This is a genomic window from Myxococcus xanthus (assembly GCF_006402735.1).
Taxonomy (GTDB): Bacteria; Myxococcota; Myxococcia; order Myxococcales; family Myxococcaceae; genus Myxococcus; species Myxococcus xanthus_A.
Genome location: NZ_CP017174.1, coordinates 5,824,111 through 5,845,664, shown reverse-complemented (window position 1 = coordinate 5,845,664; position 21,554 = coordinate 5,824,111). Strand labels below are relative to the sequence as shown.

The window sequence follows — 21,554 nt, the reverse complement described above, 5'->3', positions numbered from 1 at the left end:
ACGTGCGCGGTGGGGGTTCTTTCCACCGCGCGCCTGTCGTTCAAAAGAGGCCTACTGCGGCAGTTCGGCGTCCTTCGGTACTCCGACGTCGATGGACGGCTCCGCGCCCTCCGTGGCCTCCAGCTCCACCGGGTCCTCGTCGCTGAAGCCCTGCTGGACGTGGACCTCTTCCGGGGCGGCCGCGGGCGCGGGCTGCTTGGCGGCCTTGGCGGCCTCCGCCAGCCGCTGCTCCTCCGCCTTCGCGCGGGCGTTGTCCGCCGGCGACATGCGCGCCTCGTAACGCGCGAAGTCCTTGCCCGACACGCCGTGCTTCTCCAGCACCGACGCGGAGGCGGCCTTCTGCTTGTCGATGGCCTCCCGGCGCTCCGCAGTGCTCATCTCCGACGACTTGCGGTTGCCGTACTCCTCGTCGACCTTGGACAGTGCCTGGGCCTCGTCGCGGCGGATTTCCGCCACCTTCTCCGGCGTCAGCTCCGCGCTGTCGGCGGCAAGGGCCTGTCCAGGAATGACGAGCCACGAGGCGACCAGAAGCAGGGCAGAGCGGGGGGACATGGCGGGAGGACCTCGTTCAGGACAGCGGGAACCGTCGCAGTCTAAACACGGAGACTGCTTCTGTGCACCTGGGCCGTGCCGCTCAGGGGCCGCACCGCGCGCACGCATTCCGGGCAGTAGCGCACTGCTCCTGGCCCTGGGCACAGCGGGGCGGCAGGTCGTCACGGTCGGGATGGCGCTCCACGAGCGCGCACAGCGCCTCCGCCAGCTCGCAAGTCTGCGTTCCCACCGAGCAGCGGTCCGCGCACGTCGCGTCGTCCAGGTCGTCGCGCGTCCGAAGCTCCTCAAGCCGTAGGGACAGCGAGTCGACGGCCGCGTCGTCGTTGCCTGCGACGCGGGCGTCCACCTGCTTCGCACAGGCCGTAAGCAGTACGCAGGCCAGCAGCATCCGTGGAAGGGCGCGCATGGTCGATTTCCTTATGTGTCCGCGGCCCCTGGCGTCCAGCGGCGTGGTCCCTCGGTGTCGTTCCCTCAGGGACGGGCAGGCGCGGTGTGCACCGGTGGACGTTGGCGGGGCTCCGAAGGGCCTCCGGGCTTCGACAGGTACAGCCAGGCCGTCATCGCCAGCAGCAAAGCCACAGCGAGCCGCCGCACCCACTCCTCGCGGCGGCGCTGGGGGGACGCGCGGGCTTCCTGCTCCGCGGTCTCCAGGCCCGTGGCGACCTGGGGCGCCAGCGTCTGGAGCTCTCGGCACGTCTCCACCACCGGCGTCAGCGCGGTGGGGAACTTCGCGTCCTGGCGCTCCAGCGCGTCCGCGAGCATTCGTGCCCAGGCGGCTTCCTCGTCCTCATTGGCGGGCTCGCGGGCGGGGGCACTTCGGTGCAGGGCCAGAGCAATGGCGGCCCTCAGCAGCAGCACGGAGAAGGCTTGGGCGGGGATGCCGTAGTGCGTCGCGCAGGCTTCCCGCGAGCGGCCCTCCACCAACCGGTGGATGAGCATCGCGGCGGGACGGGGCTCCAGCTCGCGCAGGGCGGTGACGAAGGTCGTGGGGAGGGCAGCGCGCGAAGGTGACGTCACGGGTGAGCCATCCTCTCCCATCCGCCGGACGTTTTCTTGAGGCGAGCACTCACGCCTCTACACTTCGGCGCCATGTTGCGACCTGTTGCACTCGTCCTGCTCCTGCTGGTCCCTTCGGGCGCGCTCGCCGTGGAGACCCTGCGCATCGCCATCGAGGACGCGGGCAGCGAGGTGCGCATCCGCGGCCGGGGGCTGGCCTCCGGTCCCGACCGCGAGGAGGCCACCTTCGCCCCCATCACCTCGGGACAGGCGAACATCCGCCGCAAGGGGGGCCGCATCGAGGTCAACGGCACGCTCGTGGAGGGCGACTCCGTCCGCTTCCGCGCTGGCATGTCGGAGGCCTCGGCCGCGCCTGGCACCGAGCCGCTCAAGGCCGGCGCGGCACAGGTCCGCGGCGATGTGGTGGTGCGCCTGCACCGCAGTGGGCTGCAGCTCATCAACGTCATTCCCCTGGAGGACTACCTCGCCGCCGTGCTGGGCAGCGAGATGCCCGTGTCGTTTCCCCCGGAGGCCCTCAAGGCCCAGGCGGTGGCCGCCCGGACGTATGCGCTCCAGAAGAAGCTGGATGCCTACAGCAACGCGTTCCACCTGGGCAGCAGTGTGCTCCATCAAGTCTACGGCGGCGTCAACCGTGAGGACCCTCGCACCCGGGCCGCCGTCGAGGCCACGCGGGGGCAGGTGCTCACGTACGAACTGGCGCCCATCGAGGCGTACTTCCATGCCTCCTGCGGTGGCCGGACGGAATCGGGGCTCGATGCCTTGCAACGCGACCTGCCGTACCTCCAGCCCGTCGACTGCCCCTGCGGAAAGCTGCCCGCCAGCCGCTGGACGGCATCGCTTTCCGACGCGGACATCAAGGCGGCGCTCCATCACCCGGCCCAGGGGCTCAAGGTGGCGGCCCGCACGCGGACGCGCCGCGTGACACGCGTCACCCTGGCGGACGGCGCCTCCATGGACGGCGTGGAGCTGCGCCGCAAGCTTGGCTACACGCGGCTCAAGAGCCTGGACTTCGACGTGGAACGCACCGAGCGCGGTTACGTGTTCACGGGTCGCGGCTACGGCCACGGGGCGGGCCTGTGTCAGTGGGGCGCCAAGGCGCTCGCGGACAAGGGCCGGGAGTACCGGGAGATCCTCTCCCACTACTACCCCGGGGCCGAGCTGCAGCAGCTCTACTGACGCCTCCCGCGTCCGGCGCGCTTTCCGCGACGGCGTGGGGGCTGCTACAAGCGCCACCTCCGTGTCGTCCCGTCTCTCTGATTACGACTTCGCGCTGCCCGAGTCCCAGATCGCCCAGGCCCCCCTGGCCGAGCGGGACGCGTCGCGCTTGATGACCATCAGCCGCTCCAGTGGCACCTGGTCGCACCGCCGGTTCGCCGAACTCCAGGACCTGCTGCGCCCAGGGGACCTGCTCGTCCTCAACGACGCCCGAGTCATCCCCGCGCGCCTGCTGGGCCAGAAGGCCGGCACCGGTGGCCGCGTGGAGCTGCTCGTCGTGCGCCCGGCCGCCCAGAACACGCTGACCTCGGCGGCGCTCGGGGAGGCCCCCGAGTCGCTCGACTGGGTCTGTCTGGGGCAGGCTTCCAAGGGGCTCAAGCCCGGGCAACGCGTGACGTTCGCCAGCGGCCTGGAGGCTGAAATCCAGGAGGCGCTGGGAGGAGGGGAGTACCGCGTGCGGTTCCACGCCCCTCCCGGTACCTCGCTGGCCGCGCTGCTGGACGCGGCGGGGCGCCTGCCGCTGCCGCCCTACATCACCCGGGAGCCGGACGCCGCGGACGCGGAGCGCTACCAGACCGTGTACGCGCGCGCCTCCGGAGCCGTGGCCGCGCCCACCGCGGGCCTGCACTTCACGCAGGAGGCCCTGGCTGCCCTCGAAGCGCGTGGCGTGCACCGGGCGCTGGTGACGCTGGACGTGGGGCCGGGCACCTTCCTGCCGGTGCGGGAGGACGACCTGGACAAGCACCACATGCACCCGGAGCGCTACTCTGTTCCGGAGGCAACCGCGAAGGCCATCAACGCGGCGCGCGCGGAAGGCCGGCGCGTGGTGGCGGTGGGTACCACCGTGGTGCGCACCCTGGAGTCCGCCACCGACCCGGAGACGGGGCGGCTGCGCGCGGGCCCCGGCGAGACGACCCTCTTCATCCGTCCTGGCTTCGCCTTCCGTCAGGTGGACCTGCTGCTCACCAACTTCCACCTGCCGCGTTCGACGCTGGTGGTGCTGGTGAGCGCGCTGCTCGGACGGGAGCGCACGCTGGAGGCCTACGCGGAGGCGGTCCGCGCGGGCTACCGATTCTTCAGTTACGGCGACGCCATGCTGGTGTCGGAGTGAACGCCATGGGCGAGCAGCAGGAAGCGAAGCAGTCAGGTGGCAAGGGCGACACCCGCGTGGAGCCGGGGATGGTCCGCTTCGAGCTCCTTCACGAGGACGCGTCGGGGACGAAGGCCCGCCGGGGGCGTCTGCACACGCCGCACGGCCCCGTGGAGACACCCATCTTCATGCCCGTGGGCACCGTGGGCAGCGTCAAGGGCGTGGGGCCGGACGACCTGCTCACGCTGGACGCGCAGATCATCCTCGGCAACACCTACCACCTGATGCTGCGCCCCGGTGAAGCGCTGGTGGGGGAGATGGGCGGCCTGCACCGCTTCGTGTCGTGGAACCGGCCCATGCTCACCGACAGCGGCGGGTTCCAGGTGTTCAGCCTGTCCGAGAAGCGCAAAATCACCGAGGAGGGCGCCGCCTTCCAGTCGCACCTGGACGGCGCGCGGCACTTCCTCACGCCCGAGCGCTCCATCGACATCCAGGAGACGCTGGGCGCCGACGTCATCATGGCCTTCGACGAGTGCCCGCCCTCCACCGAGGACCGGGCCTACCTGGAGGCGTCGCTGGCCCGCACCACCCGCTGGTTGCACCGGTGCGTGAAGGCCTGGAGCCGGGAGCGCTCGTCGCTCTTCGGCATCGTCCAGGGCGGCCTGCACGAGGATTTGCGCAAGCGCCACGCCGAGGAGGTGTGCGCGGTGGACCTGCCCGGCTACGCCCTGGGCGGCTACTCCGTGGGCGAGGCTCCGGAGGCCATGCATGACGGCGTGGCCTACTCCGCGCCCCTGCTGCCCCGCGACAAGCCGCGTTACCTGATGGGCGTGGGCACGCCCGTGGACCTGGTCACCTGCGTGGAGCACGGGGTGGACATGTTCGACTGCGTCCTGCCCACCCGGTGTGCGCGCAACGGCCTGCTCTTCACCTCGGAGGGCAAGGTCGTCATCCGGAACGCGGCCTACGCCCGGGACCCCCGGCCAGTGGACCCTGCGTGCTCCTGCTACACCTGCCGCAACTTCAGCAGGGCCTACCTCCGCCACCTCTTCGCCGCCCAGGAGCTGTTGGCCATGCGGCTCAACACGATTCACAACCTCCACTACTTCCTGGGACTGATGGCAGAAGTCCGGCGCGCGGTGGCAGAGGACCGGTTCGCCACTTTTGCCCGGGAATTCCGTGCCCGTGCCAAGGCGCAGGAGGCCGAACGGACCCGCGGTCGCTGACCGGGCGGATGGATTGCCCGGCTTCCCGCGTTCACTTGCTCACATGGGCCCCCCTTGCTAAGAGGGCCCCCTTTCGGATGGCTTCCTCGGACAAAATGGGGGGCCTCCCATCCCAAGCTTTCCTCAACCGACGAGGCAGTGTGTGGCTGAGAGCTTTCTGATTCTGGCGCAGGCCGGCGGTGGCAATCCGCTGGGCACCCTGGGCTTCCTGGTCATCCTGGTGGGCATCATGTACTTCGTGATGATCCGCCCGCAGCAGAAGCAACTGAAGGAGCATCGTGCGCTCCTCTCCGCGCTGAAGAAGGGTGATGAGGTCGTCACTTCCGGGGGTATCCTCGGGAAGATCCATCTCGTGGATGAGCGCACCGTGACGCTGGAGGTCTCCAGCGGCGTGCGCATCCGCGTGCTCAAGACGGCCATCAGCGCCAAGGGCGCGGTGGCGGAAGGCACGCCCGCTGCCACCGCGACGGCGGCCGGCGAGAAGAAGGAGGAGAAGTGATGGACCGCGGCTGGTGGTGGAAGTTCGGACTCATTGTCGCGGTGACGCTGGGCTCCATCTGGTTCCTCATCCCCACGTACTACTCGCTCGTCGTTCTCGATCGGGACCAGCGCAACAACCTGGCCGTGCTCGAGGAGCGGATGCCGAGCTGGGCGCCTCCCGCGAAGTACCGCCTGAACCTGGGGCTGGACCTCCAGGGTGGCATCCACATGGTGATGCGGGTGGACACCAAGACGGCGCTCCAGAAGCGGACCGAGCGCCGCGCGCAGCAGATTGTCAATTACATCAATGACAAGAAGCTGGGCGAGGTGACGGCGGACACGGACCCGGAGAAGCTCGAGGTCACCCTGACGGCCAAGGACCCGGCGACCATGGACGCCATCCAGAAAGAGGTCCTGGCCACCTTCACTGACTTCAAGGAAGTCAGTCGCAGCGGCGCCTCGCTGGTGCTGGTGCAGGACGAGAGCCAGGCCAACGTCTTCCGGACGGAAGCGGTGGACCAGGCGATGCTCGTCATCCGCCGCCGCATCGACAAGTGGGGCGTGGCGGAAGTGGACGTGCGCAAGCTGGGCGCCGATTCCATCCAGATTTCGCTGCCGGGCCGCAGCAACGCGGAGCAGGCGAAGGAGCTGGTGGGGACCACCGCGCAGCTCGAGTTCCGGATGGTGGATGACACCAACCCGCAGTTCTTCGCGCAGCTGCTCCAGGCCACCCCGCCGCCGGCTGGCAGCGAAATCACGCTGACCACGGAGGGCGGCTTCCCGCAGCTCCAGGCCCCGACGCGTGAGGCCATCATCGAGTACACGAAGGACAAGGTGCCGGAGAACCGGGTGGTGCTCACCGAGTGCATCGCCAACCCGGTGAAGAAGAACGAGTGCACCTCGTACCGCTCCTACCTGCTGGACAAGAACGTGCCGCTGACCGGCGAGAGCCTGGCGAGCGCGGACGCGAACATCAGCCAGCTCAACGAGCCGGAGGTGAACATCTCCTTCGACCCCGCGGGCGCGCGTGAGTTCGAGCGGCTGACCGAGCAGGGCGTGGGCCGCCGCATGGCCATCGTGCTGGACGAGAACGTCCAGACGGCGCCGAACATCAACGAGAAGATCAGCGGCGGTTCGGCCCGCATCACCATGGGCCGCATGGGTGGCCGCACCTTCGAGGAGTGGCTGGGCGAGGCCCAGACGCTGGCGCTGGTGCTCAAGGCCGGCGCGCTGCCGGCCCCGGTGACGGTGGGTGAGATTCGTCAGGTGGGCGCCAGCCTGGGTGACGAGCTCATCCGGAAGGGTGGCATGGCGGCGGTGCTGGGCCTGGGCTTGGTCATCCTCTTCATGGCCATCTACTACAAGGCCTCCGGCCTCATCGCGGACCTCGCGCTGTTGCTCAACGGCCTGCTCATCCTGGCGGGACTGGCCTTCTTCAACGCCACGCTGACGCTGCCGGGCATCGCCGGCTTCGTGCTGACGCTGGGTGTGGCGGTGGATGCCAACGTGCTCATCAACGAGCGCATCCGCGAGGAGCTGGGGCACGGCAAGACGGCCCGCGCGGCGGTGGACCAGGGCTACGACCGGGCCTTCTGGACCATCTTCGACTCGCACGTGACGGCGCTCATCTCCGCCTTCATCCTGTTCTTCACGGGGACTGGACCGGTGCGGGGCTTCGCCACCACGCTCATCATTGGCCTGCTGGCGTCGCTGTTCACGTCCATCACGGTGACGCGAGTCATCATGACCTACTTCGTCCACGGTCGTAACGCGAAGGTCGTCTCCGTCTGACCGGCCGGAGTCCGGGAACCGTCATGCAGATTCTCAAGAACAAGACGAACATCGACTTCATCAGCAAGCGCAAGCCCGCGCTGTTTCTCTCCACGCTGCTGAACCTGGCGATCATCGTCGGCATCGCCGCCTTCGGCTTCAACTTCGGCGTGGACTTCGCGGGCGGCACGGTGGTGGAGGTGAAGTTCGACCACCCCATCACCGCCGAAGAGGTCCGCGAGCGCGCGGACAAGGGTGGCCTGCCGGACGTCAGCGTGCAGAACATCGGCGCGGCGGAGGAGAACACCTTCCTGCTCCGCATGGGCGGCGTCACGCAGCTCAACGAGGAGAGCGGTGCCAAGGGCAAGGCGGCCCTGGAGGCGCTGGGTGGCGTGCGCAACGTCTACTCGGACCTGCCCAACGGCATCATCCGCTTCCGCGCTGCGCAGCCCATGGATTCCGACGCCGTCACGAAGGCGGTGGAGTCGGCGGGCATTGGCGTACAGGAAGTCCGCGACCTGGGCGAGGCCCAGGGCGGCACGGGCTACGACTACCAGGTGGTGGCCAGCGGCATGGCGGACCGCGTGTTCGCCGCGCTCAACGCCGGGCTGGAGAAGCCGGACTTCGAGCAGCGCCGCGTGGACTACGTCGGTCCGCAGGTGGGCAAGCAGCTGCGCAACCGCGGCATCATGGCGCTGCTGTACTCGATGGTCGCCATCCTCATCTACGTGGCGTTCCGGTTCGACTTCAAGTTCGGTCCGGGCGCGCTCGTGGCCATGGTCCACGACGTCATCATGGTGGCGGGCTACTACCTGGTGAGCCGGCGCGAGTTCAACCTGACGGCCATCGCGGCGCTGCTGACGGTGGTCGGCTACTCCGTCAACGACACCATCGTCATCTACGACCGCATCCGCGAGGACATGGCGAAGTTCCAGGGCAAGCCCTTCGCGGAGGTCATCAACATCGCCATCAACGACACGCTGGGCCGCACCATCCTCACCTCCGGCACCACGGCGCTGTCGCTCATCGGTCTGCTCATCTTCGGCGTGGGCGAAATCTTCGACTTCGCCATGGCGATGCTGGTGGGCATCGTGGTCGGTGTGTACTCGACCATCTACATCGCCAGCCCGCTGACCATCTGGCTGGACGAGCGCGCCGCGGCGAAGGAAGCCCGTCAGCGCGCCAGCGGCAACGTCGACCACCAGCAGCCGAACGCTGCGTGAGCCTCCCGCACCTGAGGCCTTCCTTCCGTTGAGGAAGGCCTCTCGCGCCGGACTCGACCAGGGCCCTCTTCCTTCACGGGAAGCAGGGCCCTGGGTGTTTCAGGGCACCTGTCAGAAGCGGGCGCCCAGCGTGAGCGAGGCGTCCAGCAGGCCTCCATGGGTGTCCTCCACGGCGCCGTCCGCCCAGCCTTCGTTGAGGAGGACTCGGTACGTGGTCCGGACGCCCGCCGTGAGCGCGCCGCGGTTGAACTCCACGCCCGCGGCCAGTGGTACCTCCGGCATCGTGTCCGACTGGTAGAGGTCCTCTACCGGGCCGCGGACATTCATGTGGGAGACGCCCAGGCCCGCGCCCACGAAGGGCCGGACGGTGGTGAGGAGGGGCGGTGACACCTTCACCAGCGCGCTGCCGCCCTGACGGACGAGCGAGGGCTGCTCCAGCAGGCGGCTGTCGGTGAGGCCGTTGCGTGAGCCCTCGTAGCCCACTTCAAAGCCGAGGAAGGTGGTGGGCTGGATGTTGAGCGTCACACCCCAGGCAGGGCCGGTGCTCGTCAGGTCGCCCAGGCCTCCGGTGTAGTCGCCCACGCCGCCGCGGAGGAACACATTCAGGTCACCGCGTTTCCCATCGCGCCGCTCCTGCGCGGCCGCTGAACCCGCGGTGCCCAGCGTGGCGAATGCCAGGGCCAGCGTGGCGGCCCGGATACCTCTTGGATGCATGCTCGACCTCACTGTTTTCGGGTGTGCGTTTGAACCTGCTCACCGGCGACCGACCATGCGTGAAGCAGCGAGCCACCATGCGTGCGCTTGTCTGAACGCCCGTGCAGGAGGGGAAGTGTCGGGCTCAAGGTTGGACTGTCCTGGTCAGACGTCTGAGGTACTGTCGCTTTCGTAGCCAATTCATCCCGCCAACTCCCCTCGGAGAAGGCGAGGAGGAGTGTCGAGCGTGCGGTGGTTGCTTCCAGATGTAGTCGAGCAGGAAGTGGCGTCCCTCGCGGGCGAACTGTCACTGCACCCGCTCGCGGCGAAGGTGCTCCTGCACCGTGGCTACCGCACCCCCGAGTCCGCGTCGGCGTTCCTGTCGGACCGGTTGGCGGACCTGCCGGACCCGTTCCGCATGAAGGGGATGCCGGGAGCGGTGGACCGCATCATCCGGGCGATTCGCTCGCGGGAGAAGGTGACGCTCTACGGTGACTACGACGTGGATGGCGTCTGCTCCACGTCGCTGCTGTACCTCTTCATGAAGGAGCTGGGCGCGCCGCCCGCGACGTACATCCCCCACCGGCTGGATGAAGGCTACGGCCTCAACGTCGGCGCGGTGGAGCGCATCGCCGCGGAGGGCACGCGGGTGCTGGTGACGCTGGACTGCGGCATCACCTCGGTGGCGGAAATCACCCGCGCCAAGGAGCTGGGCCTGGACGTGCTGGTGGTGGACCACCACACCGTGCCGCCCACGCTGCCGCCCGCGGTGGCGGTGCTCAACCCGCACCAGCCAGGCTGCGAGTACCCGACGAAGGCGCTGTGCGCCGCGGGCGTGGCCTTCAACTTCTGCATGGGCATCCGCAAGCGCCTGCGCGACGAGGGCTTCTTCGCCACCCGGAAGGAGCCCAACCTCCGGGCCATGATGGACCTGGTGGCGCTGGCCACGGTGGCGGACGTGGTGCCCCTCACCGGCGCCAACCGCATCCTGGTGACGCATGGCCTCCAGGAGCTGAGCGCGGGCCGCCGGCCGGGCGTGCGGGCCTTGAAGGAAGTGGCGGGCATGGACCCGGACGCCTCCGTCACCGCGGGCCAGGTGGGCTTCCGCCTGGGGCCTCGCATCAACGCGGCGGGCCGGCTGCATGACGCCTCGCTGGGCCTTCAGCTGCTGTGCTCGGAGTCACCGGAGACGGCGCGCTCGCTGGCCGCGGTGTTGGACAGGGCCAACGCGGAGCGCCAGGGCATCGAGAGCAGCATCCTCACGCAGGCGCTGGCCCAGGCGGAGTCGCTGAAGGACGCGCGCGGCCTGGTGCTGTTCGACGAAGGCTGGCACCCGGGCGTCATCGGCATCGTCGCCTCGCGCGTGGTGGAGCGCTTCTACCGGCCCACCGTCATGGTGGGGGTGAAGGACGGCGTGGGGAAGGGCTCGGCGCGCAGCATCGAGGCCTTCCACCTCCATGACGCGCTCAGTGGCTGCGCGGAGATGCTGACGCGCTTCGGCGGCCACAAGCACGCCGCGGGGCTCACCATCGACGCGGAGCGGCTGCCCGCCTTCCGGGAGGCCTTTGAGAAGATTGCCTACCAGCGCCTCACTCCGGAGGACCTCATCCCCCGGTGCCGCGTGGACGCGGTGGTGAATCCCAACGAGCTGGACGCTCACGCCGTGGAGTCGCTCCAGCGGCTGGGCCCCTTCGGGCAGGGCAATCCGGAGCCCGTGCTGGTGCTGCGCCGGCAGGTGGCTCGCCCGCGCGTGCTGCAGCCCAAGTCCGGCACGGGCAGCGGCCATCTCAAGCTGGCCCTGGCGGACGCACCGGAACTGGACGCCATCGGCTTCAACATGGCGGACCGGGCCACGCTGGTGGATGGCCCGGTGGACCTGGCCTTCCAGGCCGGCTTCGACACGTTCCGAGGCCAGCGCAAGCTGTCCCTGCGGCTCAAGGACCTGCGGGTGGCCGCCTAGCGGCCCGTGGCGTTCAGGCAATGCCCCAGCGAACGCGGCCCGGCGTCATCAGCGCGCCGACGCGGGCCAGTTCGTTGAAGCGGAAGCGCTCCGCCTGCCTTTCGAAGGCGTGGCGGCACCGCTCCGAGCAGAAGAAGTAACGGCGCTTCTTGTACTCGGCGGTGGGACGGCCCTCGGGTGTGTCCAAGGTCTTCCCACATACGGGGTCCAAGTGCTGTCCCTGTCCCTGCGCGTTCTTCATCGCTCGCCTCCCAGCCCCCAGGGGAACCCAGGTTCCCGTCCCGGTGGAAATAGAAGCACACGGCATGCCAATCCCAACTCCTTGAAGTCGCAAGGAGGGGGCACGGGCGAAGAGGGGCGTCGGTGGAAAAATCTTCATGGCCGCCCGCCGGATGCAGCGCGGCGAGCGGCCGGTGAAGGCGACTTCAGAAGGCGGTGCCGAGGCTGCCGCCCAGGAAGAAGTCGTTGTGGTAGCCCCGGCGGTAGCCCATGGCCTCCAGCCGGAAGGCGAGGCGGAAGTTACCGGAGGAGGTCAGCCGGGGCCGGCCGCGGAAGCCCACGCCGTACTGGAGCAGCGGCTTGATGCCGCTCACCTTCGTCTCCACCGTGTCGATGGTGATGGTCGACGACGTGTACGCGATGCCGCCACCCGCCTGGGCGAAGAAGCCGAAGTCGGACTTGCCGAGCTTCAGTTCGTAGGCCGGGGCAATGGTGAAGTAGTGGAGGTGCGTCTTGCCCTGGATGAAGTCGGTGCCGTCGCTGGTGCCGCCGAACGTCCAGCGCACGTCGGCCCAGAGGGCCTCGCGCAGCGACTCGTTGTCGAGGATGCGGCCGTACTCCCACGTGGCGCGCACGCCCAGGCCCAGGCGCGTCTCCGCGGCCCGGCCGCGCGGGCTGTCCAGGAAGAGGGCGCCGGTGATGAACTCCATGGCCACGCCCAGGTTCGGGTCGTCGAGCCCGGAGAGGGGTTTGAAGCCGTCCTCGCCGTCGTCGTACTCCTGCTCGGAGACGCGGCGGAAGTCGTCCGCCTCGTCCACCTTGGGGCGGACGCGGTCATAGGAGTCGGAGGCGTCGTTGGCGGGCTCCTCGTCCGGGTAGGCGTAGGGGTCGTCCTCGTCCTGGGCCAGGGCGGGGGCGGACAGGGCGAGGCTGCCCAGGGCGCAACGCAAGAGCCACGTCTTCACGGAAGCAGTCCTCATGCTCACAGGTCCAGGCGGGGGCAGGTGGTGCCACCCGCGGCGCTGGGCGGGCACATGTTGGGATCGTTGCCGACGAGCTGCTCGCGCGGAATCTGGAGGTGGTCCATCAGCTCGTTGCAGACGGCCTCCTTCAGGCGCAGGTCGGTGATGTGGGTGATGATGGCGCTGGCGGCCACGGCCAGGGTGAAGCGGGACTGGTCCGCCAGCGTGGCGCGCGCCAGCTGGTAGAGGCCGGGCGTCGTCGTGCTCTCGTCGTTGTACGAGGCGACGATGGCGCGCAGCAGCACGTCGCGCTGACCGGTGGCCTCGCCGGCCTGGTAGAGCGCGCTGGCGAGCAGCGTGCCCACCCGGTACTCGTTGCCGCTGAACGCGCTCAGGTTCTGGTTGTACAGCTGGTTCAGCAGGGACGCGTCCATGCAGCGGTCCACGCGGGCCAGGTCCCGGTCCTCGGTGACTTGCCCGTACAGGTTGCCGTGGAAGGACGTGGAGAAGAAGCGCGTGTCACAGCCCTTGCCGCCCTGGGTCGTCTGACAGGTGGAGCCGTACGCGTGGTAGTCCGCGAGCCCCTCGTCGAAGGACTTGAGGATGTTGGCGCCCGGGCTGGCGCCGGCTTGCTGCCACAGCGAGAGCGCCTCCGGGAACTGCTGGCCGTTGTAGGCCTTCAGGTTGAAGACGCGGTGCGCGTATTCGTGGGCGATGATGCCGGCATTGATGGCCAGCGGGGCGCGCTGGAGCTTGTCGAAGGGCAGCACCAGGAACGACTCCAGCACGGAGAAGTACATGGCGTTGTCGCTCAGCGGTTTTTTGTCCACGTCCGCGAGCACGAACTCCGGGAAGTAGTACGTGGTGACGGGGTCCTTGAAGTCCGCCGCGGGGATGTTGCCCACGACGCGGAAGTAATCGTAGGCGCGCTCCATGCTGTAGTACGCCGTCACCATGTTCCAGGTGTGGAAGTCCGCCGGCCACAGGACGCCGTCCTGGGAGATGTAGTTGGCGCTGACGTCACGGCCGGCGTTCTTGAGCAGCGCGTTGGCGTAGCCCTCCGGCGTGGTGGCGTTGTTCAGGTCCGGGTCCTGGGAGTCGATGACGATGCGCGCGCCTCCCTGGAGGTCGGCCACCGTGCCCTTGAGGCCGACGATGTCGGAGATGGTCTTCAGCTCCACCTCCTGGGGGACGTACTGGCCATTGCTGGAGAGCACCAGGGCACTGACCTTGACGGGCGCGGTCGAATCGGGCGCACAGCCGGCGGCCAGTCCGAGCGCGGCGGTCGAGGCGATGACTGTTCGGAGCATGCCGCCGTTTTACTCCGGACCGCCCGGAACGTGTATTCCCCCTGGCCGTCACATTCGCGAGCACGCCGGCCGGCCGGCCGGTGAGCCCGGGCCTCGCGGGCGGCTTTGGAACCCGGAATCCGCACTGATTCCGACGGTTTGAGACGTACCCGGGGCGCTCGGACTCCTTGACGCGTCGTTTCCGCGATCCGTATGGTGCTTCGCCTTTTCCCCCTTCGAATCCAGCAGGCGGTGCCATGGCAGTCCCGTTCATCTCCGAGGTCAAGCGTACCCACACTTGCGGTCAGCTCACCGCGACCAACGTCGGCGAGGAAGTCGTCCTCTTCGGCTGGGTGCACAACCGCCGAGACCACGGCGGCGCGGTGTTCATCGACCTGCGAGATCGGGATGGCCTCACGCAGGTGGTGTTCGAGCCGGACCACGCGGAGGCGCACGCGCTCGCCGGCAGCCTCCGGCTGGAGTACTGCGTGGGCGTGCGCGGCAAGGTCGTCTCGCGCGGGAAGAACGTGAACCCGAAGATGAAGACGGGTGAAATCGAGGTCCGGGCCAGCGACCTCACCATCTTCAACCGTTCGGAGCCGACGCCGTTCCCCGTCGAGGACAGCATCGACACGTCCGAGGAGAAGCGCCTGGCCCACCGCTTCCTGGACCTGCGCCGCTCGCCGCTCCAGCGCTCGCTGATGACGCGCTCGAAGATGAACGCGCTGACGCGCTCGTACATGGTGGACAACGGGTTCCTGGAACTGGAGACGCCCTTCATGGGCAAGTACACGCCGGGCGGCGCGCGCAACTTCCTGGTCCCCAGCCGCCTCAACCCGGGCAAGTTCTACGCGCTGGCGGAGAGCCCGCAGCTCTACAAGCAGCTGTTCATGGTGGCGGGCTTCGACCGGTACTTCCAGATCGTGAAGTGCTTCCGCGACGAGGACTTGCGCGTGGACCGGCAGCCGGAGTTCACGCAGATCGACGTGGAGATGAGCTTCGTCACCCAGGACGACATCTTCACGATGATTGAGGGCCTGCTGAAGAAGCTGTGGGGCGACGTGCTGGGCATCGACATCCCCACGCCCTTCATGCGGATGGACTTCTACGAGTCCATGGCGAAGTACGGCAACGACAAGCCGGACCTGCGCTTCGGGCTGGAGCACGTGGTGCTCACCGACCTGATTCGCGAGCACGGCGAGGGCGGCGGCGTCCCGATGATTTGGGAGGCGGTGCAGAACAAGGGCATCGTCAAGGCCATGGTCATCCCCGCGGAGAAGGCGATGAGCCGCGCGGAGAGCGACAAGCTGGAGGAGTTCGCCAAGCAGGCCGGCGCCAAGGGACTGGCCCGCGCGAAGGTGGCGGACGGGGGCGAGTGGACGCAGTCCCCGTTGTCCAAGACGATCAGCCCCGCGCTGCGGCAGGCCATCAACCAGGCCGTGGGCGCGAAGACGGGCGACCTCCTCCTGTTCCAGTTCGGCAAGGAGTCGCTGGTCCACACGGTGATGGCCAACCTGCGCGTGCACGTGGCCAAGAAGCTGGGCCTGATTCCGGAGTACGGCAGCGGCGGCCAGTGGAACTTCCTGTGGGTCGTGAACCCGCCGCTGTTCGAGTACGACGACGAGACGAACACCTGGGCGGCGGCGCACCACGCCTTCACGCGTCCGCACGACGAGGACGTGGCGTACCTGCTCACGGACCCGGGCCGGGTGAAGTGCCACCGCTACGACGTGGTGCTCAACGGCTTCGAGATTGGCGGCGGCTCCATCCGTCTGCATGACCCGAAGGTGCAGGCGGAGGTGTTCAAGGCGCTGGGCATCAGCGACGAGGATGCGCGCGCCAAGTTCGGCTTCCTGCTGGACGCGCTGAAGTTCGGCGCTCCGCCGCACGGCGGCATCGCGCTGGGCATGGACCGGCTGGCCATGCTGCTCACCGGCGCCGAGTCCCTGCGCGACGTGATTCCGTTCCCGAAGTCGAAGACGGGCACCGACCTGATGACGGGCGCCCCCGGCGACGTGGATGACCGGCAGCTGCGCGAGGTCCATGTGCGGCCGGTGCCCGTGGCGCCGAAGGCCTAGTCCGTCAGACGCGAGCCCTCGCCCGCGCGCGCTCCCGCCACCCCCTTTGACGCGGGGTGGCGGCGGACCCGCCGTGCCCTGAACGTGGCCACGGAGTGGAGTGCCGGTGCACAACCGCGTAAACAGGGAGGGCAAAGGGAGGGGTAGGGCCAGATGAAGACGTTCCTCGTGGTCAATCCGCGCAGCGCCAACGGCCAGACAGGAAAGCGCTGGGCTGAGATTTCCGCGCAGGTAGGCAGGGCGCTGGGCGACTTCGGCCATGGCTTCACCCAGGGCGGCATGGACGCGGCGCGCATCGCCCGCCAGGCCCTCCTGGATGGGTACGAGTGCATCGTCGCGGTGGGTGGCGACGGCACGCTCAACGAAGTCACCAACGGCTTCTTCGAGGACGGCAAGGCGCTGAATCCGAACGCGGCGCTGGGCCTGATTCCTCGGGGCACGGGTGGCGACTTCCGGCGCACCTTCGGGTGGGATTTGGAACTCGCCTCGTCGTTGGAGCGGCTGCGCTCCGGCACGACAGAGCCGTTCGACGTGGGCCGGCTGGAGTTCATCGACAACGCGGGCCAGCCCGCCACTCGCTACTTCGCCAACATCGCCTCGTTTGGCGTGAGCGCGGTGGTGGCCCAGGAGGTCAACCAGAGCAGCAAGGCCCTGGGCGGCCACCTGAGCTTCATGTGGGGCACGTTGAAGGGCCTGGTGAAGTACTCGGAGCGGCAGGTGCGGCTGTCGGTGGACGGGGGCCCGGAAGAGGTGGTGAGTGTCACCGCGGTGGCCGTGGCCAACGGCCGCTACTTCGGCAGCGGCATGTTCGTCGCGCCGGACGCCGTCACCCACGACGGCCTCTTCGACGTCACCATCTGGTCGGGCTACAGCCTGAGCGACTTCGTCCTCAAGTCGAAGGGCGTCTACAACGGCTCGCACGTGAACTGGAAGGGCACGCGCCGCCTGCGCTGCCGCACCCTGCGCGCCGAGTCCGTGGAGGGCGGCGACGTCTTCCTGGACGTGGACGGCGAGACGCCGGGCCGCCTCCCGTGCACCATGACGCTGCTGCCCGGGGCCATCCGCCTCAAGGTGTTGTAGCGCTCGCGCGCCCCGATTCGTCGCCCGGTCGCCTGTCGAGCGACATGGCACTTGGGACGTGGGGCTGGATTGAGGCAACCTCCTGCATCCGGTGGCGTCCGGCGTTAGGTGCGCAGGACGCACGGCACCGTGCCCGCGGTGCCTGCTGTATTGGCCCAGGAGACGCGCCATGCCTCAAGAGCGAGGACCCGCACAGCTCGACCTCTTCACCGGCGCCGCGGTGGAGCCTCCCGTCAAGGGGCGCAAGGGCGCGCAGCCCGTGGAGCCCGCGGCGGTGCCGGAGTCGCTGGCCACGCTGGGGCGGGAGCTGCCGCAGGGCGTGTTCCTCGGGACGTCCTCGTGGACGTTCCCGGGCTGGTCCGGCATCGTCTATGACCATGAGGCCTCCGCCTCGCAGCTCGCGCGCGAGGGACTGGTTGCCTACGCGCACCACCCGGTGCTGCGCACGGTGGGCATCGACCGGACCTTCTACGGCCCCATCTCCTCCAGCGCCTTCGCCGAGTACGCCGCGCAGGTGCCGGACACCTTCCGTTTCCTGGTGAAGGCCCATGAGGTGTGCACCCTGGCTCGCTTCCCGCTGCACGAGCGCTACGGCATGCAGCGGGGACAGACCAATGAGCGCTTCCTCCATGCCGCCTACGCCACGGAGGCCGTCGTCAAGCCCTTCGTGGAGGGGCTGGGAGAGAAGGCGGGGCCGCTCGTCTTCCAGTTCCCGCCGCAGGACCCGCAGGCGCTCGGCGGGCCCGCGCGCTTCGTGGAGCGGCTGCACGCCTTCTTCTCCGCGCTGCCGAAGGGGCCGCTGTACGCGGTGGAGCTGCGCAACGAGGAGCTGCTCACGGAGGGGCTGGCACAGGCGCTGGCGGACGTGGGCGTCAGCCCGGTGCTGGCGGTGTGGGCGCACATGCCGCCCGTGGGCCGGCAGGCGAAGCTCACTCGCGCCTTCGAATCCCGCGCGCTGGTGGTGCGGTGGATGCTCCCGCCGGACCTCGGCTACGAGGAGGCGCGCGCGCGTTACGCGCCGTTCAACCAGCTGGTGGACGAGGACGTCCCCACGCGCGATGTCCTGGCCCGGGTGTGCCTGGCGGCGCTGCGCCGGGACAAGCCCACCTTCATCACCATCAACAACAAGGCCGAGGGCAGCGCGCCACTGTCCGCTATCAAACTGGCCGAGCGCGTCGTCCTGGGCAGGAGGGAAGAGGCCGAGCGCCAGGCCGCCGCCACCTGAGTGCCACTTGCCACTGAGCACGCGTCTTGCTTACCTGTGGGGCCATGACAGTCATGACGGTTGCGGCACTGGTGGTCCAGCTGATGTCCGCAGGGGGCGCAGGCGCCCAGGGCGAGCAGGCAGCCGGGCGCCAGCAAGGCGACCCGGGCAGCATCTCCACGAACCTCTCCGCGCTGAAGGGCGAAGTCTCATCGCTGTCCGAGCGCTTCAAGGCCGCCCGCGAGCGGCGCCGCTTGCAGGCGGAGAAGGAGAAGCAGGAGTGGGAGCGTGAGCCGAAGGCGCCTGCCCGTCCTGGGCGCGAATGAGCCGCCGCTCCCGCCCGAAGGGCCGGAGCCGCCGCCTTCCGAGGACGAGGCTGTAGAAATTCCCATTGATGGGAACCTGGACCTGCACCTCTTCCACCCGCGCGATGTGAAGGACCTGGTGGTGGAGTACCTCTGGGCGTGCCGGCAGAAGGGCGTCCTGGACGTGCGCATCATCCACGGCAAGGGCACCGGCGCGCTGAGGCGCACCGTGCAGTCGCTGCTTCCCCGGCTGCCCGAGGTGGAGTCGTTCCGTTCCGCGGGCGAAGGGGACGGAGGCTGGGGCGCGACGTGGGTGCGTCTGCGCCCGGCGGACTACGACAGCCAGAAGTAGGCGGAGGCGATGAGGGAGCGCTTCTCCGTCACCTTCCCCTTGTTGGCCAGCTCCGCCAACTGCCGGTCCTTGGAGGCGTAGCGCTTCTCCTCCTCGTTGCGGAGTGAGGACAGCTTGCGGCGGTACTCGCGCTCCATCCGGTCGGAGTGGGCGCGGGCCTTGGCCTTGTCGGCGATGTCCTCGGCCAGCCCCACCTGCTTGCGTGCCTCAATCCACGTCTGCCGCGCGGCTTCCACGGCCTCGCGCGACTCCATGAGGCAGTCCTCGACGTAGCGGTCCGCGCGCTCCTTGGCCTTGTCCAGCTCCAGGGCGTTGCGCCGCTCCGCGGCCCGGACGATTTCGTCCTTCGCCGCCATCAGCGCCTGCTCCTGCATCAGTTGCACGGACACCGGCGCGGGCTGACGCCGGCGCTCCGGCTTCGCCGCCAGCTTCACGAAGTGCGCGCCGTCCGCCATGGGCAGGGCGCGGAAGCCGTCCCTGTCGCGCACGAGCACCAGGTGGGCCAGCTTCTCCTCGGGCTTGAGGCCGGTCGTCTCGAACTTGTACGCGAACCACCAGCCCTCGCCGCCCGCGAGCCGCGCCAGCCGTGAGGGCAGTCCCGCCGCGTCGAGCTGCAGGTAGCTCACCGCGTCCTGGGTACGCTCCTTGACGGCATAGGCGGCCTTGGCCACCTCCAGCCGCCCCGAGTTGCGGCTGCCCAGCACGGAAGCGGTGAGGGCGCGAGCCTCCTGCTGGCGCTTGGCCAGGGCTTCCTTCGTCTGCTCGTTCTGCCCACGCAGCCGGCGCCGCACGTCGCCGTCGAAGCGCTCCAGCACCACCGAGCGCATCTCCGTCATGCGCTGGCTGATGCGGCCTTCCAACTCCTCGCGGAGCTTGTCGAAGGCGATGTTGATGTCCTCGGGCTTCCGGCAGGACTGGTAGATGTCCAGGATGCGCCGCTCGAAGTCGACGCCGCTCTCCAGCGCGCCCAGGATTTCGTCGGAAGCGCCGAACACGCCGTCGAAGAGGTTCAGCTTCTTCTCCAGCAACTCGAAGAGGCGCGCATCCGCCGCGTTCATCCGGTTGAGGAAGTTGATGACCAGCACGTCCCGCTGCTGGCCGTACCGGTGGCAGCGGCCGATGCGCTGCTCCACGCGCTGCGGGTTCCAGGGCAGGTCGTAGTTCACCACCAGGTTGCAGAACTGGAGGTTGAGGCCCTCGGCGCCCGCCTCGGTGCAGATGAGAATCTGCGTGCGGTTGCGGAACTCCTCCACCAGCGCTCGCCGGTCCTCGGGCGTGCCCGCGTCCCCCGACAGCAGGGAAATCTTCCCCTGGTAGCCGCTCTCCGACAGGAGGTTGAAGAGGTACTGCTGCGTGCGCTTGGACTCGGTGAAGATGAGCGCCTTCTCCGGCCAGCCGTGCGACTTCATCACGGCGAAGGTCCGGTCCAGGCCGCGCTTGAGCGCCTCGCCCTTGGCGTTGACCTTGATGGAGTCCGCCAGGTCCGCGTACTGGCGCAGCTCCCAGACCTCCTGCTCCAGCGCGCGGACGTTGGGGGCCTTGGCCGGGTCGTCCGACCACTCCTCGCCCTCCTCGACGAACTGCTTGGCCTCCTCGGGCTCGAACATCGCCAGGGCCTGCTGGCCCAGCTTCGCCGCCTGGAGCCGCTTCTCCAGGTTGTCCGACAGGCGGCGCAGGGTGGGGGCGATGGCGTAGGTGGAGGACGCCAGCAGCTTGCGGTAGCAGAGCGTCAGCAGCGTCTTCTTGCCGGGTTCAATCGCCGCGGCCTCGGAGCGCTGGAGGTACTCGCTGACCTTCTCGTAGAGGTCGTGCTCCTCGGGGGAGGGGGTGAAGTCCTCCACGATGGAGCGGCGGTTGGTGTAGCGGACGTACTCCCGCACCTGCCGGCGCAGGGTGCGCTGCACCACGGGGGCCAGCCGCTCCTTCAGCTCGATGGCGGCGGCCTCGGGCATGCCGCCGGCCTCGTCCGCCCGGTAGCGGCTGCGGAAGGCGTGCTCGGGGCCGAGAATCTGCTCGTCCAGCAGCGACATCAGCCCGAACAGCTCCATCAGGTCGTTCTGGAGCGGGGTGGCGGTCAGCAGCAGCTTGGGCTTGCCGGCCAGGGACGCCCTCAGCGCCTGCCCCATCTTGTTGTTGGGCCGGTGCGCGTTGCGCAGGCGGTGGGCCTCGTCGATGACCACCAGGTCCCAGGGAATCTCCGACGTCAGGTGCGCCTTGTTCGCCGCGAAGGGGTGCGAGCAGATGACGGGGAAGGGCTGGTCGAAGCAGTTCCCGGTGGCGCGCACGGTGCGGCCGTCCACCAGGACGCTGTCCAGGTCGAACTTCTCCCGCAGCTCGCTGTTCCACTGCGCGCGCAGCGTGGCGGGCGCCATGATGAGGATGCGCGACTTTCCCTCGGCCATCAGCTGGGCGATGACGAGCCCCGCCTCGATGGTCTTCCCCAGGCCGACCTCGTCGCCCAGCATGCAGCCGCCACGCGACAGCGAGTCGAGCGCGAACATGGCGCCTTCGACCTGATGCGGGTTGAGGTCCACCTTCGCTTCTGACAGCGCTCCCGCCAGCCGTTGCTGCGTGTCACCGCTGCGGGCCAGCAGTTCCTCCGCCAGCAGCCGTTCATGGAAGGGCGTCAACGCCGTGGGTGCCGCCGCCGACTCGGACTCCATCCGTGCCGCCACCGCCGCCGCCGCGTCCGCCTCAACCTCCACCCTGAATCCCCTCGCGACCTCCGCCAAGACCGTCTCCATCCGTGGTGTTTTCGAGGTCGCCCGCCGTCACGGCGAGCGAGGACCGGCCATTTTGTTGACGCGCGCCTATCTGTAAAGGGGGTCGTGTCCGAGGC

The 21,554-nt window shown here is 69.0% G+C and carries 20 protein-coding genes; 12 read left to right on the top strand and 8 right to left on the bottom strand.

Going from position 1 to position 21,554, the window contains the following annotated elements; translation table 11 throughout:
• Window positions 1-51: 51 nt before the first annotated feature.
• The 3 genes from BHS09_RS23690 to BHS09_RS23680 all read right to left on the bottom strand — a co-directional run bounded on the left by BHS09_RS23690 (window position 52) and on the right by BHS09_RS23680 (window position 1,569).
• Complete coding sequence (locus BHS09_RS23690; RefSeq protein ID WP_140799112.1) at window positions 52-552, bottom strand: hypothetical protein; 501 nt, start codon at window positions 550-552, stop codon at window positions 52-54.
• A gap of 82 nt (window positions 553-634) precedes the next feature.
• Window positions 635-958 carry a hypothetical protein gene (locus BHS09_RS23685; RefSeq protein WP_237079789.1) on the bottom strand — a complete coding sequence of 108 codons (324 nt, stop codon included), beginning with the start codon at window positions 956-958 and terminating at the stop codon, window positions 635-637.
• 65 nt (window positions 959-1,023) lie between these two features.
• Window positions 1,024-1,569 (bottom strand): hypothetical protein, encoded by a 546-nt coding sequence (locus BHS09_RS23680; protein WP_237079788.1) that lies wholly within the window; start codon window positions 1,567-1,569, stop codon window positions 1,024-1,026.
• Window positions 1,570-1,641: 72 nt separating this feature from the next.
• Here BHS09_RS23680 and BHS09_RS23675 point away from each other — a divergent pair, with 72 nt between their 5' ends.
• The 6 genes from BHS09_RS23675 (at window position 1,642) to secF (ending at window position 8,573) form a co-directional block, all read left to right on the top strand.
• Window positions 1,642-2,745, top strand: coding sequence for a SpoIID/LytB domain-containing protein (locus BHS09_RS23675; protein ID WP_140799108.1), 1,104 nt, complete (start codon window positions 1,642-1,644; stop codon window positions 2,743-2,745).
• A 61-nt stretch (window positions 2,746-2,806) separates the two neighbouring features.
• The gene (gene queA, locus BHS09_RS23670; protein ID WP_174260580.1) at window positions 2,807-3,895 is read left to right on the top strand and encodes a tRNA preQ1(34) S-adenosylmethionine ribosyltransferase-isomerase QueA; all 1,089 of its coding nucleotides are present in this window, start codon (window positions 2,807-2,809) and stop codon (window positions 3,893-3,895) included.
• 5 nt (window positions 3,896-3,900) lie between these two features.
• Complete coding sequence (gene tgt, locus BHS09_RS23665; RefSeq protein ID WP_140793473.1) at window positions 3,901-5,100, top strand: tRNA guanosine(34) transglycosylase Tgt; 1,200 nt, start codon at window positions 3,901-3,903, stop codon at window positions 5,098-5,100.
• Window positions 5,101-5,242: 142 nt separating this feature from the next.
• Window positions 5,243-5,599, top strand: a complete 357-nt coding sequence (gene yajC / locus BHS09_RS23660; RefSeq protein WP_140793471.1) for a preprotein translocase subunit YajC — start codon at window positions 5,243-5,245, stop codon at window positions 5,597-5,599.
• Window positions 5,599-7,371 (top strand): protein translocase subunit SecD, encoded by a 1,773-nt coding sequence (secD, locus tag BHS09_RS23655; protein WP_140793469.1) that lies wholly within the window; start codon window positions 5,599-5,601, stop codon window positions 7,369-7,371. Before yajC ends, secD begins: the two co-directional genes overlap by 1 nt.
• Window positions 7,372-7,394: 23 nt before the next feature.
• The gene (gene secF / locus BHS09_RS23650) at window positions 7,395-8,573 is read left to right on the top strand and encodes a protein translocase subunit SecF (RefSeq protein ID WP_140793467.1); all 1,179 of its coding nucleotides are present in this window, start codon (window positions 7,395-7,397) and stop codon (window positions 8,571-8,573) included.
• Window positions 8,574-8,684: 111 nt separating this feature from the next.
• Here secF and BHS09_RS23645 read toward each other — a convergent pair whose 3' ends face one another.
• Window positions 8,685-9,287, bottom strand: a complete 603-nt coding sequence (locus BHS09_RS23645; protein WP_174260579.1) for a hypothetical protein — start codon at window positions 9,285-9,287, stop codon at window positions 8,685-8,687.
• Window positions 9,288-9,513: 226 nt separating this feature from the next.
• Between BHS09_RS23645 and recJ the strand changes: the two genes are divergently transcribed.
• On the top strand, window positions 9,514-11,226 hold the full coding sequence (recJ, locus tag BHS09_RS23640; protein ID WP_140799101.1) for a single-stranded-DNA-specific exonuclease RecJ: 1,713 nt from the start codon (window positions 9,514-9,516) through the stop codon (window positions 11,224-11,226).
• 13 nt (window positions 11,227-11,239) lie between these two features.
• Here recJ and BHS09_RS23635 read toward each other — a convergent pair whose 3' ends face one another.
• The 3 genes from BHS09_RS23635 to BHS09_RS23625 form a co-directional block, all read right to left on the bottom strand.
• Window positions 11,240-11,467, bottom strand: coding sequence for a YHS domain-containing protein (locus BHS09_RS23635; RefSeq protein ID WP_011554678.1), 228 nt, complete (start codon window positions 11,465-11,467; stop codon window positions 11,240-11,242).
• 184 nt (window positions 11,468-11,651) lie between these two features.
• Window positions 11,652-12,410 carry a hypothetical protein gene (locus tag BHS09_RS23630; protein WP_140796567.1) on the bottom strand — a complete coding sequence of 253 codons (759 nt, stop codon included), beginning with the start codon at window positions 12,408-12,410 and terminating at the stop codon, window positions 11,652-11,654.
• Between the two features lie 17 nt (window positions 12,411-12,427).
• Window positions 12,428-13,717, bottom strand: coding sequence for a hypothetical protein (locus BHS09_RS23625; RefSeq protein ID WP_140799099.1), 1,290 nt, complete (start codon window positions 13,715-13,717; stop codon window positions 12,428-12,430).
• Window positions 13,718-13,953: 236 nt separating this feature from the next.
• On the opposite strand from BHS09_RS23625, the gene aspS reads away from it, so the two are divergent.
• From aspS to BHS09_RS23600, 5 genes are all read left to right on the top strand, one after another.
• A complete protein-coding gene (gene aspS / locus BHS09_RS23620; protein ID WP_140793458.1) occupies window positions 13,954-15,774 on the top strand; it encodes an aspartate--tRNA ligase in 1,821 nt (606 codons plus the stop codon).
• A 153-nt stretch (window positions 15,775-15,927) separates the two neighbouring features.
• The gene (locus BHS09_RS23615; protein WP_140799097.1) at window positions 15,928-16,854 is read left to right on the top strand and encodes a diacylglycerol/lipid kinase family protein; all 927 of its coding nucleotides are present in this window, start codon (window positions 15,928-15,930) and stop codon (window positions 16,852-16,854) included.
• Between the two features lie 169 nt (window positions 16,855-17,023).
• A complete protein-coding gene (locus BHS09_RS23610) occupies window positions 17,024-18,079 on the top strand; it encodes a DUF72 domain-containing protein (protein ID WP_140799095.1) in 1,056 nt (351 codons plus the stop codon).
• Window positions 18,080-18,132: 53 nt separating this feature from the next.
• Entirely contained in the window at window positions 18,133-18,384 is a 252-nt protein-coding gene (locus tag BHS09_RS23605; protein ID WP_140793452.1) for a hypothetical protein, read from the top strand.
• Window positions 18,347-18,715, top strand: coding sequence for a Smr/MutS family protein (locus BHS09_RS23600; RefSeq protein WP_140793450.1), 369 nt, complete (start codon window positions 18,347-18,349; stop codon window positions 18,713-18,715). The genes BHS09_RS23605 and BHS09_RS23600 overlap by 38 nt, the downstream gene beginning before the upstream one ends.
• Here the strand turns inward: BHS09_RS23600 and BHS09_RS23595 are convergent.
• The gene (locus tag BHS09_RS23595; RefSeq protein ID WP_140793448.1) at window positions 18,697-21,459 is read right to left on the bottom strand and encodes an SNF2-related protein; all 2,763 of its coding nucleotides are present in this window, start codon (window positions 21,457-21,459) and stop codon (window positions 18,697-18,699) included. The two genes, BHS09_RS23600 and BHS09_RS23595, sit on opposite strands and share 19 nt — an antisense overlap.
• Window positions 21,460-21,554: the final 95 nt, after the last annotated feature.